General features: G+C 57.7%; 17 protein-coding genes and 1 pseudogene. 9 read left to right on the top strand and 9 right to left on the bottom strand.

The window, feature by feature from the left end:
* Positions 1-2 precede the first annotated feature (2 nt).
* The 4 genes from BW992_RS26280 (at position 3) to BW992_RS26265 (ending at position 2,302) form a co-directional block, all read left to right on the top strand.
* On the top strand, positions 3-266 hold the full coding sequence (locus BW992_RS26280; protein ID WP_072399145.1) for a MafI family immunity protein: 264 nt from the start codon (positions 3-5) through the stop codon (positions 264-266).
* Positions 267-857: 591 nt separating this feature from the next.
* A complete protein-coding gene (locus BW992_RS26275; RefSeq protein ID WP_371304281.1) occupies positions 858-1,169 on the top strand; it encodes a hypothetical protein in 312 nt (103 codons plus the stop codon).
* 477 nt (positions 1,170-1,646) lie between these two features.
* Entirely contained in the window at positions 1,647-2,039 is a 393-nt protein-coding gene (locus BW992_RS26270; protein ID WP_076407288.1) for a hypothetical protein, read from the top strand.
* Between the two features lie 80 nt (positions 2,040-2,119).
* A complete protein-coding gene (locus tag BW992_RS26265) occupies positions 2,120-2,302 on the top strand; it encodes a BrnA antitoxin family protein (protein ID WP_072459695.1) in 183 nt (60 codons plus the stop codon).
* A 158-nt stretch (positions 2,303-2,460) separates the two neighbouring features.
* Here the strand turns inward: BW992_RS26265 and BW992_RS26260 are convergent, their stop codons facing one another.
* The 4 genes and pseudogenes from BW992_RS26260 to BW992_RS26245 all read right to left on the bottom strand — a co-directional run bounded on the left by BW992_RS26260 (position 2,461) and on the right by BW992_RS26245 (position 4,310).
* Positions 2,461-2,754, bottom strand: a complete 294-nt coding sequence (locus tag BW992_RS26260) for an addiction module antidote protein (protein ID WP_072459694.1) — start codon at positions 2,752-2,754, stop codon at positions 2,461-2,463.
* Positions 2,747-3,049, bottom strand: a pseudogene (locus tag BW992_RS26255) (type II toxin-antitoxin system RelE/ParE family toxin). The gene BW992_RS26260 and the pseudogene BW992_RS26255 overlap by 8 nt, the downstream one beginning before the upstream one ends.
* Entirely contained in the window at positions 3,050-3,322 is a 273-nt protein-coding gene (locus BW992_RS26250) for a hypothetical protein (protein ID WP_072459693.1), read from the bottom strand.
* 256 nt (positions 3,323-3,578) lie between these two features.
* A complete protein-coding gene (locus BW992_RS26245) occupies positions 3,579-4,310 on the bottom strand; it encodes a DUF899 domain-containing protein (protein ID WP_076407287.1) in 732 nt (243 codons plus the stop codon).
* Between the two features lie 175 nt (positions 4,311-4,485).
* On the opposite strand from BW992_RS26245, the gene BW992_RS26240 reads away from it, so the two are divergent.
* Entirely contained in the window at positions 4,486-4,878 is a 393-nt protein-coding gene (locus tag BW992_RS26240) for a transcriptional regulator (RefSeq protein WP_072399162.1), read from the top strand.
* A gap of 139 nt (positions 4,879-5,017) precedes the next feature.
* On the opposite strand, the gene BW992_RS26235 is transcribed toward BW992_RS26240, so the two are convergent.
* The 3 genes from BW992_RS26235 to BW992_RS26225 all read right to left on the bottom strand — a co-directional run bounded on the left by BW992_RS26235 (position 5,018) and on the right by BW992_RS26225 (position 7,057).
* Positions 5,018-5,884 (bottom strand): DUF6279 family lipoprotein, encoded by an 867-nt coding sequence (locus BW992_RS26235; protein ID WP_072432324.1) that lies wholly within the window; start codon positions 5,882-5,884, stop codon positions 5,018-5,020.
* An 81-nt stretch (positions 5,885-5,965) separates the two neighbouring features.
* The gene (locus BW992_RS26230; protein ID WP_076407286.1) at positions 5,966-6,682 is read right to left on the bottom strand and encodes a TorF family putative porin; all 717 of its coding nucleotides are present in this window, start codon (positions 6,680-6,682) and stop codon (positions 5,966-5,968) included.
* 186 nt (positions 6,683-6,868) lie between these two features.
* Positions 6,869-7,057, bottom strand: a complete 189-nt coding sequence (locus BW992_RS26225; RefSeq protein ID WP_016702300.1) for a hypothetical protein — start codon at positions 7,055-7,057, stop codon at positions 6,869-6,871.
* 350 nt (positions 7,058-7,407) lie between these two features.
* On the opposite strand from BW992_RS26225, the gene BW992_RS26220 reads away from it, so the two are divergent.
* Both BW992_RS26220 and BW992_RS26215 read left to right on the top strand, forming a co-directional pair.
* Positions 7,408-8,244, top strand: coding sequence for a CvfB family protein (locus BW992_RS26220; protein ID WP_076407285.1), 837 nt, complete (start codon positions 7,408-7,410; stop codon positions 8,242-8,244).
* A gap of 305 nt (positions 8,245-8,549) precedes the next feature.
* A complete protein-coding gene (locus BW992_RS26215; protein WP_076407284.1) occupies positions 8,550-10,004 on the top strand; it encodes an NCS1 family nucleobase:cation symporter-1 in 1,455 nt (484 codons plus the stop codon).
* Here the strand turns inward: BW992_RS26215 and BW992_RS26210 are convergent, their stop codons facing one another.
* Positions 10,005-11,177: an MFS transporter gene (locus BW992_RS26210; RefSeq protein WP_076407283.1), complete on the bottom strand. Its 1,173-nt coding sequence runs from the start codon at positions 11,175-11,177 to the stop codon at positions 10,005-10,007.
* A gap of 103 nt (positions 11,178-11,280) precedes the next feature.
* Here BW992_RS26210 and ptrR point away from each other — a divergent pair, with 103 nt between their 5' ends.
* Together ptrR and BW992_RS27400 are read left to right on the top strand one after the other, a co-directional pair.
* The gene (gene ptrR / locus BW992_RS26205; RefSeq protein ID WP_076407282.1) at positions 11,281-12,174 is read left to right on the top strand and encodes a putrescine utilization regulator PtrR; all 894 of its coding nucleotides are present in this window, start codon (positions 11,281-11,283) and stop codon (positions 12,172-12,174) included.
* A gap of 139 nt (positions 12,175-12,313) precedes the next feature.
* Positions 12,314-12,442 (top strand): PA1414 family protein, encoded by a 129-nt coding sequence (locus BW992_RS27400; RefSeq protein ID WP_003184145.1) that lies wholly within the window; start codon positions 12,314-12,316, stop codon positions 12,440-12,442.
* A 204-nt stretch (positions 12,443-12,646) separates the two neighbouring features.
* On the opposite strand, the gene BW992_RS26200 is transcribed toward BW992_RS27400, so the two are convergent.
* Complete coding sequence (locus BW992_RS26200) at positions 12,647-14,035, bottom strand: sodium:solute symporter (protein ID WP_072432320.1); 1,389 nt, start codon at positions 14,033-14,035, stop codon at positions 12,647-12,649.
* Positions 14,036-14,081: the final 46 nt, after the last annotated feature.

Below are 14,081 nucleotides of genomic sequence, written 5' to 3'. Positions count from 1 at the left end.
ATATGTACTCTCAACAGATATTAAATCTAGGTGCGAAATTCAAAGGGCGATTGGAGGCGGTCCTTCTTGATGGTGCATTGGACTATGTGAAATATAACGAGGAAAATTTAGCTTTAGAGATTCTCTGCGACCATATTTGTGAATACGACGTGGCTCTGTCTATTGATGAGCTTAAAGAGATCCAGTTGTTAGCGTCAGTCATGGGGTTTGATCTCGGAAACGCTCCTTTTAAGTATTTGCAGGCGTTGACGATGCCTGAAATATAAAGAGCTGGGTAGGGTAGAAAAGGTGATACCCATTAGCCGGTCTCAAGTCAAGGCTAATGGGTGTCCCCTTTTTGAGGTGTACAGGGACGGATGCAGTTATAGTGGTCAATACTGAAGGTAAAGTGGTTACAGGTTGGGGGAAATCATCTTCGGGGACTGGAAAATGACCGGAGTATTAACTGATGCCCAAACGCAGCTTTTAGTCGCGTTATGTTTTTTTGAGGAAAAAATCAAACTCCTACCTGATAAAGTACTTTATGGTTCGATATCGTCGAGTGAAATAGATGAGCTATGCGAATTGATTTCGAATGAGTTTTTGATGAGGGGCATAGAGGAGAGTTTTGAGCCTAATAGTTATGGCCTTGAATTGGAATCGCTTCTGGACGCTGTCAATAGGATGAGGCCAAGAATCACAAGTTAGGCAGCGAAAAGAGAAAAAAGGGACACCCATTAGCCGGTCTCAAGTCAAGGCTAATAGATGTCCCCTTTTGCTCTCGTATAGAAAAAAAGGGACGGATTTATTTTTCACAGTCGGATTCATATTTTCTCGCTTGTAGTCGTTAAATTGAATTGAATCCTGTGCGCGCTCGCATGCTCGCCAACGTCGCAGATTATGCATGGTCGAGCTATCGAAGCCGGGTAAATGATGAGCCTAGTGGGTGCCTGTTAGATGCTGATCCATGCTTCATGGCGTTGGGTGATACCTCGATGGAGCGGCGGCTTCGGTATGAAGAGTTTGTGCGCCAAGCCATTCCGACTGATCAAACTCAATTGATCCGCGACGCTTTGCAACGAGGCCAATTGACGGGTAAAAACCGTTTCGTAGATGAAGTAGAGCGGATTGTTGGTGTGAGGGTAGAGCAGCGAGGACAGGGGCGGCGGTGGGCCAAGGCTGGAAAATAAATTTGTCCCCTTTTTCGTGCTTTTTCTGCTTTTTCTGTGTGTATTTTGATTTTGGGAATTGTGGATTTAGAGATTTTTGAATCTGAGGATGGTTTGTCTATCGTTGATGGTGTGGTTCGAGTTTCTGATGACGTGGCTTTATGTGGTTTAAAAATTTAAAGAATTGCAAAAAACGAGAAAAGAGAAAAAGAGGATAGATTTATTTTTCAATCATCTGCTACGCTCAAAGCTTCCAGGGATGGGGGGCTGAGTAGGGTATATTGTTTTACCGAGCTACCTATCTAACGCAGTGTAAGGCACAAGTCGTTTTGCGGATGAGATAGAGCAGATGGTCGGTGTGTTAGTACAATAGCGAGAAGAAAGCAGGGGCGGCTGAGGGGTGAGTCGGGAAAATAAATCTGTCCCCTTTTTCTTAGAACTTAAAACGCTTTATTTGTTGAAAGGCGGAGAGTTTAGAGTGATTAAGGTAAATAAGCCATGAGCATAATGATGGTGTTCGAGTTTGAGGGTTTTCCTTCTGTTAAAAAAATTCTGAGTGTTCTAGGAGCGCTTGGGGCGTATGTTAAAGTCGAAGGGACGGGCTTTTCAGGGGGGGGTTCAAAATCAAATGCTTTTTTTGTTTATAGCCAAAACGAATTTTTGGAAGAAATAGCCGCTGATCAAGTAAAACCCTTGGGTTGGAAAGTTGGCTCGAGACTTGTTGTGCATTGTCCGATTAGTGCGCTGGCAGAGAGTGCGGAAGAGTTGGATGCGTTTATGAGTATGTTGGTAAGTGCTGTTGATGTTAGATTTTTGCTGTCCTTTCAGTATGAATCTATATATGCAATAAAAAATCGTGAGCTTCTGGTGTATAAAAGAATGATTGAGTGAATGCAAGTGTTGAGAAAAAAAGAAAAGAAAAGGGGACAGATTTATTTTTCAATCCTCTGCAACGCTTAAGGCTTCCAAGGATGGAGGAGCCCAATATGCTCAGGATGGGACGTATTGTTTTACCGAATTACCCACATCACGTAGTTATTCGCCTCGACGCCGATGTGCTTGAGTGGCTCAAGGGGCAGGGCACAGGTTATCAGACACGTATCAATCAGCTTCTGCGCCAGTACATGCAGGCTCAGCAGAGCCACCGGCACTGAACAACTGGCGTTGCAATGGGCGACCGGCGGCCGCCCGTTCCATTTATTCCCCAGCCTGCGCCCGCAATCGCCTCCCAATCACATCCATCACATCACACCCATCACGCAGCGGTATCGTCAGCATCTTGCAGAAGTCGGTCAGCACCACCCTCTGCGAATCAGTGAGCGATGTGAGGCCGAGCCGCCATGTCGACGCCAAGCGCTTTCATGACCGCCAGGAGTGTCTTTAGGGTGGGATTGCCCTGTTCGCTGAAGGATCGGTATAGCTGTTCTCGGGATAGGCCAGTTTCCCGGGCCAGTTCGGTCATTCCCTTGGCGCGTGCGACTACTCCCATTGCTTTGGCGATATAGCCTGCATCCCCTGTTTCAAGGGCATCGCTCATGAATTCAGCAATGGACTCGGGGGGGTTGAGGTACTCAGCAGGGTCAAATTCCGTAAAGGTCTCACTCATTTTGTGCTCTCCACGCTTGCATTATCTGGTGGGCGGTGTCGATGTCGCGGCCCTGGCTGCTTTTGTTGCCGCCGCACAGCAGAATTACCAACAGGTCGCCCTGTTGGTGAAAATACACCCTATCGCCAGGCCCATAGTAAATTCGTAGCTCGCTGACGCCGTGCCCGACTGGCGCGACATCGCCGGGTAATCCCTCCATCAGTCAATTGATCCGCGCTGTGATACGCGCTCTACCGGTTTCATCCTTGTCCACTAGAAATGTGAAACGGGCGACTCGCAGGCCGCCCGTTTCCATTTATTCCCCAGCCTGTGCCCGCAACCGCCTCCCAATCACATCCATCACATCACACCCATCACGCAGCGCTATCGTCAGCATCTTGCAGAAGTCGGTCAGTACCACCGTCTCCGAGTCGATATCCGAACGAAAGGCAATGTTTTCCAGTACCTGGGTCACGGTGCGGATGCGGTAGTCGGCGGTTTCGAAGAGGACGTCGAGGGGGGCTTCGGTGTCGATGAGCAGGGTGGCGGGGGTGCAGTCGATGCCGGTGATGGGCATGTATCGGGTCATGGTCAGAGCCTCGCGAAAAATTAATGAGTCTCTCTGTAAGTCAGGTCGCCAAACCTGTTCGCCGCTTTGGCGAAGATGGACTATAGGCCCCGCCGTTCTTGAGCCACAAGCTACCGCTTTCCGAGTTTCATGTAGGACGTTTGACCTGCTTGCGCTCGACTTTGTGACTGCGGCGGCGTAGGCAATGTAGGCGCCTGCTGCGCAGTCGATCGAGAGCAAGCCCCCTGGCCACAGGGGGCGGTGTTTGACTTGGATTTTAGCTGTGGCAGCAGCTATGAGGCTTGGCCTCGTCATACTTATCGTGATGCCGCACCCAATCCATGAGTTCGTCTTCATTGCGGCCCTTGGGCGTTAGATCTAGGTAGTGGTAGGTGCCGACCAGCATGTCCAGGCCGCGGGCATAGGTGGAGTAGGTGTGGAAGATGTCGCCGGCTTCATTGCGATAGAAGACGCTCAGGCCTGGGAGTTCGCCTTCGCTGGTGTCGGTTGTTTCGTAGTTGTAGGTGGCTTTCCCTCCGGCGGTGTCTTCGGCTTTGAAGCTGACACCGAAGTCGTAGTTGAAGTCGCAGCCGTTTGAAGAGACCCAGTCGAAGGCCCAGCCCATGCGGCGTTTGAACGGTTGGAATTCGGCGAACGGGGCGCGGGAAACGGCGACCACCGCGACGTCGTGGTGGGCCAGGTGCTGGTTGGCGCCGTCGATGTGGTCGGAGAGGAACGAGCAGCCCTGGCAGCCTTCTGTCCAGCCGGGGCCGAACATGAAGTGGTAGATGATCAGTTGGCTGCGACCGCCGAACAGGTTGGCCAGGCTCAGTTCGCCGTGAGGGCCCTGGAAGCGGTAGGGTTTGTCGATCTTGACCCAGGGCAGGGCGCGGCGTTCGGCGCTGAGTTTGTCCCGTTCGCGGGTGAAGGCTTTTTCGTGGGCCAGGTGTTCGCGGCGGGCGGTGAGCCATTCTTCGCGCGAGACGACGGGATGATTTTCTACGTTCATGGCGATTTCTCCTGTAGGCAAAGGCGCTTCAGCAAGTGGTCGTTTGGCCCTGGCCGGATTCGACAGACCGTTGGTCGGCGTGTGAAATGACCCGCCCGGAACCCCGGCTGAACGGTGACGTAGCGTCTCGGTCACACCTTGAGTAGGCATCTCACTCTTCAGAGGATGGACCAGGATGACGACTTATAACTGGGACTTGATCGAAAAGTTGTTGCACGAAGTGCAGAACGGCGCCGGCCACAGCTTCACCCCCCGGCCTTATGCGGAGCAGTACGCGGCGCAGAAAGCGGCTGCGGGCGAGGAGATCGAGAACCTCGATCATCTGAAAGCGGTCGCCGGGGAGTATGAGAAGGTGTTGCTGGAGCGGGGCTTCATCGAACCCCGGCCGGAGGAGGAGGGCGGCAACGGTGAGAATTTCGTGCTGACGCCCCGTGGCTCGCGGTTGCTGAGCCTGATCGACAGCAGCATCCCTGGTAATGATCATCCGCGCCAGGTACTGGATGAGCAGGAAGATGCGCTGGATGAGTTTACGTTTGATGACTTGGCTTCGAAGGCGCAGATTGCCTAGGAACCAGGCACAAACCTTGTGGGAGCGAGCTTGCTCGCGATAGGCGGTCTGGCATTCAACGGATGTATTGCCTGTTCGATCGCTATCGCGAGCAAGCTCGCTCCCGCATTTGATCTCCCACGTTGGATCTTCAGTGGTTTCAAGATCGTGCAGCCTTCAGGCACTTCAAATCGCTGAAGTCTTTTTTCACTCCGTCGATTTTCTTCAACAGCCGTTCGCGCTGGGGCGGCGTGCTGTCGGCCATCAGGTCGATCAGCAGGCTGCGGGCCTGGGCTTCGGTTTTGTTGTAGGCCTCACGGTAGGCCGGTGTCCACAGGCTCTCGCGGTCCACCAGCAGTTGCTCGATGCGTTTTGCAAAGTCCGGGCTGTGGCGCTGGGCCACGGCGGCGCTGAACTGGTTTTGCCAATGGGCGCGATTGGCGATCCACTGCTGGTTCTGGTCGCCCAGGGCGGTGGACCAGGCCACCACCCGCTGGCGCTGGGCGATGTTGAGGGGACCGAGCCAGTCGTTCAGGCGCTTTTCCATGCGTTCGCTGCGTTCCTGGATCTGCTGTTGCAAGGTCGGCTTGAGATACTGCTGCTGGCGTTTACGCTGGTCCTTGATAAACGCGGCGTCCATGTCCGCGACCTGGTCGTCGTTCAACCCCTGCAGCAATTCGATGGCCGACGGGGTGATCGCCCGGGCGGTTTCGGCGATGGCGGCCTTGGCTTCCCGGGTGCGTTGCTGCAGGGCTTCGTCGGTGACCTGATCGGTCTGCACCATGGTCTTCAAGCGGTCCAGCCAATCGAGGTAACCGGGCAGTTGCGTGGTGCAATGCCAGCTCAGGTGCTCCTTGAGGCGCTCGTTGAACCAGTCCTTTTGCTCGCCGTTGATTTCCAGGTAATCGTTGAGCGTCCAAGGGATGATCAGGTCGAGGTTGCGATAGGCCAGGCCGATACGGCTACAGGCGGTGAGTGTCAGCAACAGGGCGATGAACATGGCGGTGCGGGTCAACCAGCGCGACATGGGCGAGTCCTTGCGAAGCCATCAGGTGTCTTGTTTGAGCATGGCAGGCGCGCGGCAGTTCAGCCGATTAAAGCGTAACGCTTAGTAAAATGGGTGGGCCATCTTCAGGGTCACCAACCCGTCGCATTCGCTGTTGTGGCCGGAATAGGCCGAGCAACCGCTGCCGTTGAGGCTGGAGTCGCTGTAGATCAGGTCCAGGTCGATGCCTCGCCACGGACGGGAGATTTTCAGCGACCAGTCGCTGAAACTGCCTACGTAGCCATCTCCCACGGAAACGGGTGTGTTGAGCTGGTGGGTCGTGTATTTGGCACTGATGCCGATGCCGAACGGCACGTTGCCACCCAGGTCGGCGAACAGGGTGCTGTTCTGTTTGTCCGGGTCGTTGCTCAACGCCGCGCCGAAACGGCTGCCCAGCACGGTCAGGCCGCCGTAGAGCTCCTGGCTGTCGAGGGTGTCGACCGTGGGGTAGCTGTAGTGGATAAGGCCGACTTCGTAGCCCAGGGTCTGGTCGAAAGGCTGTTTGAAGCCCAGGTAGGAATCGACTTCGAGGTTGGTGGATGGGGTCAGCCCGGCGCTGGGGGACCACTGGCCGAAGTACCAGCCACTGTCATGGCTCAGGTCCAGGCCGCCATGGAACGAACCGGTGCTCGAAGGGGTGACGAGGCCCTGGGCCATGCTGCGGCTGGGCGTGGTGCCGAGCTTGAGGTCGAAGTCGCCGAGCTCGCGCTGGAAAACCTGCCCATGGGCAAGGGGGCCGATCAGCAGGCCGATCATCAGCAGGGCATTGGGAATACGCATGCTTCACTCCATGAATAGCGAGGAGCATTCAAGCTGGAACACTTGAAATAGAGAGGCGCAAGCATACCGACGAATATCCGGCATCGAAGGCCGTTCGTCGATTTTTACTTATCGAGGGGGGGAGAAAAGACTTCCAGTCCAAGCGCTTCGAAGCTCAAAGCGCTTTGGGACCAGGCGGTGCGGGGATTATTTCTTGCCCAGGCTGATCTGCTTGGACGGGCCGAAGGTCTGGCCGCTGACGCCCTTGGCAATTTGCTGGATTTCGCCGCCGGACTTGAGGAATGCAGCGATCTGGTCGTTGATCGACTCGCTGGTTTCAACGGCTGGAGCTGGCTTTGCTTTGCTGTTGGATGCTTTTACGCGCATGGCGGCCATTAACCTGTAGATAATTAATTGGGCCAGGCATCGTACAGGAAATACCTGGCCATTGCTTGGCTGATATTTGCGCCAAATATCCCGGCAACGCCAGACACGAAGGCGGATTCATACCGTGATCAAACGCCTAACCTCCTGTTTTAAATAACAACCGTGCGCAAAATATATCGTCGGACAAGCGAGGCCAGACGCTTGCAACGGCCATCAATTGTCTGACGAATGGCCCTGCTCAGGTCGAAACCCCAGGAAAATCAAGGCTTGCGCAGGTCTTTTCCAGCAGGCCCGCCAGCGTCCACGAATCGTCCGGTAAAAACAGGTAGAATGCCGCCCACGCAATGAGGGTATTGGAAATGGCTTTAGTCGGGCGCTACAACAGTTTGCAAGTGGTTAAACACACTAACTTCGGTTTATATCTGGACGGCGGTGCCGATGGCGAAATTCTGTTGCCCAACCGTTATATCCCCAAGGATATTCCCACTGAAGATGAAGATTGGCTGAATGTTTTCGTTTATCTGGACAGTGACGACAAACTGATCGCGACTACGGAAAAGCCCAAAGTCCAGGTGGGGGAATTCGCCAGCCTGAAAGTGGTTGAAGTCAATAGCATCGGCGTGTTCCTTGACTGGGGACTGCCCAAGGACCTGCTGTTGCCGTTCTCGGAAGAAAAGCGCCAGATGAGCGCCGGGGATTACTGCGTGGTGCATGTATACCTCGACAAGCACACTCGCCGCATCACTGCCACGGCGCGCCTGGACCGTTATCTGGACAAGACGCCGGCCAACTACAAGCCCGGCCAGGAAGTAGATTTATTGGTCGCCGAAGCCACCGACATGGGGTTCAAGGCCATCATCAATAACAAGCATTGGGGCTTGATCCACAAGAACGAAATCTTCAAGTTCATGCGGGCCGGCAAACAGGAAGAGGGCTTCATCAAGGAAGTCCGCCCGGACGGCAAGATCAGCCTGAGCCTGCAGCCGGTGGGCCAGGAAGCCGCCACCAGTCTGAATGCGAAGATTCTGGCCAAGCTGCGTGAAAACAACGGCACGCTGGCCGTGAGCGACAAGAGCGACCCAGCGCTGATCAGCAGCCTGTTTGGCGTGAGCAAGGGCAACTTCAAGAAAGCCATTGGTGCGTTGTACAAGAATGGGCAGATCGTCATTCATCCCGATCGTATCGAGCTGAGCTGAACCCTTTACTTATAGGTGAGAAACCCTGTGGTGAGGGAATAAATCCCCTCACCACAGAGGTGCTGTTCAACCACCTCGTGTATACAAGATTTTTGCACCTTTAGCATGCATTCACGCCCTGTTCATGGGCGCGTGGCAGCTTTTTGCTTGCCTTGAACCTGGCCGCACACCGCGGTTTGTCTCATGTTCAATCCCTATGGCACGCATTCTGCGTGGAGCTTCGTATACAAACCATGCCGGCTCCCGTGCGCAGTATGGTGAACAGTTTATTCGGGGGCCCGGTTTCATAAAAAAGGAGCCCCGCAATGTCCGAGCAATTGCCCACCGGCTACAGCCCCCGTCTCTATAACGCGGACCTGGGCCCGCTGCCGCAGAAATGGAATTGGTACAACATCTTCGCGTTCTGGATGAGCGATGTGCACAGCGTCGGCGGCTACGTTTTCGCCGCCAGCCTGTTCGCGTTGGGCCTGGCCAGCTGGCAGGTGCTTATCGCCTTGCTGGGCGGGATCTGTATCGTGCAGTTGATCGCCAATCTGGTAGCCCGGCCGAGCCAACAGGCGGCGGTGCCGTATCCGGTGATCTGTCGGTTAGCGTTCGGCGTGTTCGGCGCGAACATTCCTGCCGTCATCCGCGGGTTGATCGCGGTGGCCTGGTACGGCATCCAGACCTATCTGGCCTCCAGCGCCCTGATCATCGTGGTGCTGCGGTTCTTTCCGTCGATGGAAGTCTACGCAACGCCGCATTTTGCCGGTCTGTCCTACCTCGGTTGGTTCGGTTTCCTCAGCCTGTGGTGCGTTCAGGCCTTGGTGTTCTGGGCCGGGATGGAGTCGATCCGGCGTTTTATCGACTGGGCCGGGCCAGTGGTCTACGCAGTGATGTTTCTGCTGGCCGGCTGGATCGTCTGGAAGGCCGGTTGGAGCAACATCAGTTTCACCCTGGCGGAAAAGTCCTTGTCCGGCTGGCAGGCGTTCGGCCAGGTGATCGTCGCGACGGCCCTGGTGGTGTCGTACTTTTCTGGCCCAACCCTGAACTTCGGTGATTTCAGCCGCTATTGCCGGAGCATGTCTGACGTGCGCCGAGGCAACTTCTGGGGCCTGCCGGTGAATTTCCTGGCCTTCTCGCTGGTGACCGTGGTGATCGTTTCCGGCACCTTGCCGGTGTTCGGTGAAATGCTCCATGACCCGATCGCTACCGTGGCGCGCATCGACAACGATGTGGCGGTCCTGCTGGGGGCCTTCGCCTTCGTGACGGCCACCATCGGTATCAATATCGTGGCCAACTTCGTGTCCCCGGCCTTTGACTTCGCCAACGTCGCGCCCAGCAAGGTCAGCTGGCGCGCCGGCGGCATGATCGCGGCGGTGGCATCGGTCTTCATCACGCCCTGGAACCTGTTCAACAACCCTGAAGTGATCCACTACACCCTGGACGTGCTGGCGGCGTTCATCGGGCCGCTGTTCGGCATCCTGCTGGTGGATTACTACCTGATCAAGAAACAGCAGATCGATGTGGATGCGCTGTTCAACGACGGGCCGAGCGGGCGCTATTACTACAGCGGCGGCATCAACTGGACGGCGGTCAAGGCCTTGATCCCTGCGACGCTGATGGGCGTGGCGATCACCTTCACCCCGATGTTGCAGCCGATGGCCAACTTCGCCTGGTTCACCGGTTGCTTCCTGGGGGGCGTGTTGTATTTCGCCCTGGCCCGGCGCGAGCTGAGCACGCATCTGAAACCTTCGTTCAGCGCCGCCGGGCAAGCCTGATCAACGCAGGGCGCTCTGGGTGCAGTGCACTCGGGCGGCCTGGCTGGCGGGCCGTAGCAACAGTGCTCCGGCCAGCACCAGGCCGCTGCCGGCGATGATCAGCGCCGGCTGCAGGCCACCGCTGAAATGACTGCTCAACGCCGCCAGCAACGGCCCGCTGAGTTGGCCCATGGCAAAACAGGCGGTCAACAGACCGGCGTTGCGTTGGGTGGCATGGGGCGCCAGTTCCCGGGAGCGCAACATCACCAGTTGCATGCAGGCCAGGAACGGCGTGCCGCACAGGATCACTCCCAACGCCAGCCCCGGTCCGCTGCCCAACAGGCAGGCAAACACACCGGCAGCCTGCAGCCACAAGGTACCGATCAACCAGCGGCCGGTGGTGTTTGGCGCGGGCCGGCGCAGGCTCACCAACAACACACCGATAGCGGCGGCGAGGCCGAAGCAGGGCCAGAACAGATCGGCTTGCCATTGCCCTTGGAACCGTGCCGAGGCCATTTGCGACAGGAACGTCGCGGGAATGATGTAACCCACGCCGTACAACGCGTACACCACGCCGAGCCGGGCGATGCCCGGGGGCGACGACGGGCTGGCCGGGGCCACGACGGTCGCGGTTGGGCTGGGTTGCGGCAGGATCGGCAGGATCACCAACAGCATGACCAGCGCCACACCGGCGTACACCAGCCACAAAGTCGCGGATGTCTGGCCCAACAGGTTGGAGCCCAGGGCCAGCAAGCCGGTAAGGAAGATTCCCAGGCCCGGCCCGGCGAACACCAGCGCGCCAAGCCGTGGCCGTCCCGCCGCGGCTGCCAGGGGTTGGCTCAGCGCGGTGATCATCACCAGCGCCCAGGCACTGGCGACACCGGTGCCAAAACGCAGCGCCAGGTGCGGCCAGAATCCCCAGGCCCAGCAGGATGCCAGGGTCAGCAGCACGCACAGCCACAGCCCACCGAGTAAACGCCGCCGTACCTGCTTCGGACGCCGAGCGAACATCGCGTCCAGGGCGCCGACGAAATAACCCAGGTAGTTGGCGGCGGCAATCAGACCGGCGGCAGTCAAGTCGACCTGTCCTTCGCCGATCAAATGAGGTAACTGGGGCGTAAGGGCGAAGCGGCCGATGCCCATGGCCATCATCAGGGCAATGAAGCTGGCGAGCAGGCGGATAAAGGGCGACATGGTCGTTCTCCGGTATCGAGGCGAATGACCGTCAGGCTAGGATCGATTGACTTTCAATAAAATTGAATAATAGTGAGTAACTTGTTCTTTTTTGGAGAATGTCATGGAGTTCAGCCAATTGCGGATCTTCCAGGCCGTGGCCGAGGAGGGCTCCATCACCCGGGCCGCCGAGCGCATGCATCGGGTGCCGTCGAATCTATCGACTCGGCTGAGGCAGTTGGAAGAGCAATTGGGGGTGGATCTGTTCCGGCGCGAACGGCAGCGTTTGCAGCTGTCACCCGCGGGAAAAGTCCTGCTGGACTATGCGAACAAGCTGTTTGCCTTGCATGACGAAGCCCATGCTGCCGTGCAAGGGGGGCAGCCGGCCGGGGATTTTGTCCTGGGTACGATGTACAGCACTGCGGCGATTTACCTGCCGGACCTGTTGGCCACCTACCACCGGACGTATCCGGCAGTGAACCTGCAGGTGCAATCGGGGCCCAGCGGTGAGTTGCTCGAAGGCCTGCTGACCGGCCGCCTCGATGCTGCGCTGGTGGATGGCCCGCTGGACCTGGCGGGGCTGGACGGTGTGCCGTTGTGCGATGAACGGCTGGTGCTGATCAGCGAGGCCGATCACCCGCCGGTGCGCAGTGCGCTGGATGTACAAGGCCGTTCGGTCTTCACGTTCCGACGGGGTTGCTCGTATCGGATGCGTCTGGAGGCCTGGTTTGCCCACGACCATGCGACCATGGGCAGGGCGATGGAGATCGAGTCTTACCAGGGGATGCTGGCATGCGTGATTGCCGGCTCCGGCGTGGCGCTGATGTCCGAGTCGATGCTGGCCAGCCTGCCGGGGCGCGAACAGGTGGCAGTGCACCCGCTGGCCGAGCCGTTTGCCAGCGCAACGACCTGGTTGATGTGGCGAAAAGGGATGGTCGGGGCGAACCTCAACGCCTGGATCGAACTGCAACAGCGAGCCTGGCCGCCAGTGGCCAGGAGGGAGGCTCAATCGGCTTGAACTACCGGCAGCGGATTTGGATCAATCCAGTAACAGATCATTGCAATATGTGACGAGCATTGCGTAGCACATCGGACTATTATCAGTGCGAAGGGGCCACAGAAATCTGCCGCTCGCACCACCCTGAGGGGGCACCACGATGAAAGAGAAAATCCAGAATTGGCTTCATGACCTGGGTGTCGCACTCGGTTTGATCGAGCCACCCCTGCAACCGGTTCCGATCCGCACCGATGATGAGCAACGCCGCCGCCAGCCGCGTCGTCGGTAAATACATCGCCGAGCCTGGAGAGATCGCAGTTCCGGACCATTTCAAGTGAGATGGCCCGGAACTGCGATCTTTTTATTTCTGAAGACAGAACCTGTGGGAGCGAGCTTGCTCGCGATAGCGGTGGACCGGCATTTTTGTTGAATGTACTGCCGTCATCGCGAGCAGGCTCGCTCCCACAGGGATCTCATTGTCGAGCGTTGGCGGTCAAACCGCCTTGGCCACTACCTTCGGCCGTGGCGACAACAGGCTCACCAGCACAAAGCTCACCAGCGCCACGCCCAGGCTGTAATAGATCGGCGTATTGGCATCCAGGCCGTCCTTGAACATGAAGAACAGCGCTGTCACGAAGCCCAGGGACATGCTGGTGATCGCGCCGGCGGTGGTGGCGCGTTTCCAGTAGATCGCGCCGATCAACGGGATCAGCATGCCGCCTACCAACAGGTTATAGGCCAGGGTCAGGGCGCTGATCACGTCGCTGACCACCAGGGCGATGCCCAGCACGACCACGCCCATCAACAGCGTCGCGATGCGGTTTTCGTGGACATCGGCGCTGCCGCCTTCACGTCCCTGGCGCAGGCGTGGCAGCAGGTCCTGGACCACGGTGGTGGAGGCTGCGAGCAACCCCGCCGCCGCGGTGGACATCAGTGCCGCCAGCGCGGCGGCCACCACCAGCCCGCGGATACCGTTGGGCAGGCTGGTCTGGACGACGCTGGCAAAGGCGTTGTTGACGTTCTCCAGGTCCGGCAGCAGCACCTTGGCGGCCATGCCGATCAGGGCGCCGGCCAGGCCGTACAGCACGCAGTACAGGCCGGCGGCGGTACCGGCCACCTTCGCCACGCCTTCGCTGCGGGCGGTGAACACCCGCTGCCAGATATCCTGGCCGATGAAGATGCCGAAGAAATAGATCAGGAAGTAGGTGACGATGGTGTCCCAGCCAATGGCGGTGAAATCGAAGTAGCTGGCCGGTAGCTTGGCTACCATGGCGTCCCAGCCACCCGCATCGACGATGGACATCGGCATCAACAGGAACACCAGGCCAACGGTCATGATCAGAAATTGCACGATGTCGGTGAGGGTCAGGGACCACATGCCGCCGATGGTGGAATACAGCACCACCACGCCGCCGCCCACCAGGATCGAAGCCCAGAAGGGCAGGCCGAACAGCACCTGCATCACGGTACCGATGGCGATGGTGGACGTGGCGCCGATCATCAGTGCGTACACCAGCATGATCACCGCGCTGGCGTGCCGCGCCGCCGGATTGTAGCGACGCTCCAGCACCTGGGTGACGGTGTAGATCTTCAGCTTGAGCAACGGCTTGGCCAGGAACAGGCTCAGGCCGACGATGCCCAGGCCGATGGCGCCGCACAGCCAGAAGCCGGAAATCCCATGGACATAACCCAGGCGCACGGTACCGATGGTGGACGCGCCGCCCAATACCGTGGCGGCCATGGTGCCCAGGTAAAAGCCCGGGCCGAGGTTGCGACCGGCGACCAGATAGTCGTCACGGGTCCTGGCGCGGCGCATGCCGTACCAGCCCAGGGCGATCATGCCGGCGGCGTAAATGAGGACGACGATTAAATCCAAAGCCATGGTGGCGTGTCTCCGGTTGTATTTTTTATAAGAAAGTCGGGATGAG

It is taken from the genome of Pseudomonas sp. 7SR1 (genome assembly GCF_900156465.1).
GTDB lineage: Bacteria > Pseudomonadota > Gammaproteobacteria > Pseudomonadales > Pseudomonadaceae > Aquipseudomonas.
Note: the sequence above shows the minus strand (reverse complement) of the source record. Positions and strands in the feature narration are given on the sequence as shown.

Bases quoted from the DNA above. Each gene is read 5' to 3' on its own strand.
- BW992_RS26280 (WP_072399145.1), top strand. From the start codon at position 3: ATGTACTCTCAACAGATATTAAATCTAGGTGCGAAATTCAAAGGGCGA.
- BW992_RS26275 (WP_371304281.1), top strand. From the start codon at position 858: ATGCTCGCCAACGTCGCAGATTATGCATGGTCGAGCTATCGAAGCCGG.
- BW992_RS26270 (WP_076407288.1), top strand. From the start codon at position 1,647: ATGAGCATAATGATGGTGTTCGAGTTTGAGGGTTTTCCTTCTGTTAAA.
- BW992_RS26265 (WP_072459695.1), top strand. From the start codon at position 2,120: ATGGAGGAGCCCAATATGCTCAGGATGGGACGTATTGTTTTACCGAAT.
- BW992_RS26260 (WP_072459694.1), bottom strand. From the start codon at position 2,754: ATGAGTGAGACCTTTACGGAATTTGACCCTGCTGAGTACCTCAACCCC.
- BW992_RS26250 (WP_072459693.1), bottom strand. From the start codon at position 3,322: ATGACCCGATACATGCCCATCACCGGCATCGACTGCACCCCCGCCACC.
- BW992_RS26245 (WP_076407287.1), bottom strand. From the start codon at position 4,310: ATGAACGTAGAAAATCATCCCGTCGTCTCGCGCGAAGAATGGCTCACC.
- BW992_RS26240 (WP_072399162.1), top strand. From the start codon at position 4,486: ATGACGACTTATAACTGGGACTTGATCGAAAAGTTGTTGCACGAAGTG.
- BW992_RS26235 (WP_072432324.1), bottom strand. From the start codon at position 5,884: ATGTCGCGCTGGTTGACCCGCACCGCCATGTTCATCGCCCTGTTGCTG.
- BW992_RS26230 (WP_076407286.1), bottom strand. From the start codon at position 6,682: ATGCGTATTCCCAATGCCCTGCTGATGATCGGCCTGCTGATCGGCCCC.
- BW992_RS26225 (WP_016702300.1), bottom strand. From the start codon at position 7,057: ATGGCCGCCATGCGCGTAAAAGCATCCAACAGCAAAGCAAAGCCAGCT.
- BW992_RS26220 (WP_076407285.1), top strand. From the start codon at position 7,408: ATGGCTTTAGTCGGGCGCTACAACAGTTTGCAAGTGGTTAAACACACT.
- BW992_RS26215 (WP_076407284.1), top strand. From the start codon at position 8,550: ATGTCCGAGCAATTGCCCACCGGCTACAGCCCCCGTCTCTATAACGCG.
- BW992_RS26210 (WP_076407283.1), bottom strand. From the start codon at position 11,177: ATGTCGCCCTTTATCCGCCTGCTCGCCAGCTTCATTGCCCTGATGATG.
- ptrR (WP_076407282.1), top strand. From the start codon at position 11,281: ATGGAGTTCAGCCAATTGCGGATCTTCCAGGCCGTGGCCGAGGAGGGC.
- BW992_RS27400 (WP_003184145.1), top strand. From the start codon at position 12,314: ATGAAAGAGAAAATCCAGAATTGGCTTCATGACCTGGGTGTCGCACTC.
- BW992_RS26200 (WP_072432320.1), bottom strand. From the start codon at position 14,035: ATGGCTTTGGATTTAATCGTCGTCCTCATTTACGCCGCCGGCATGATC.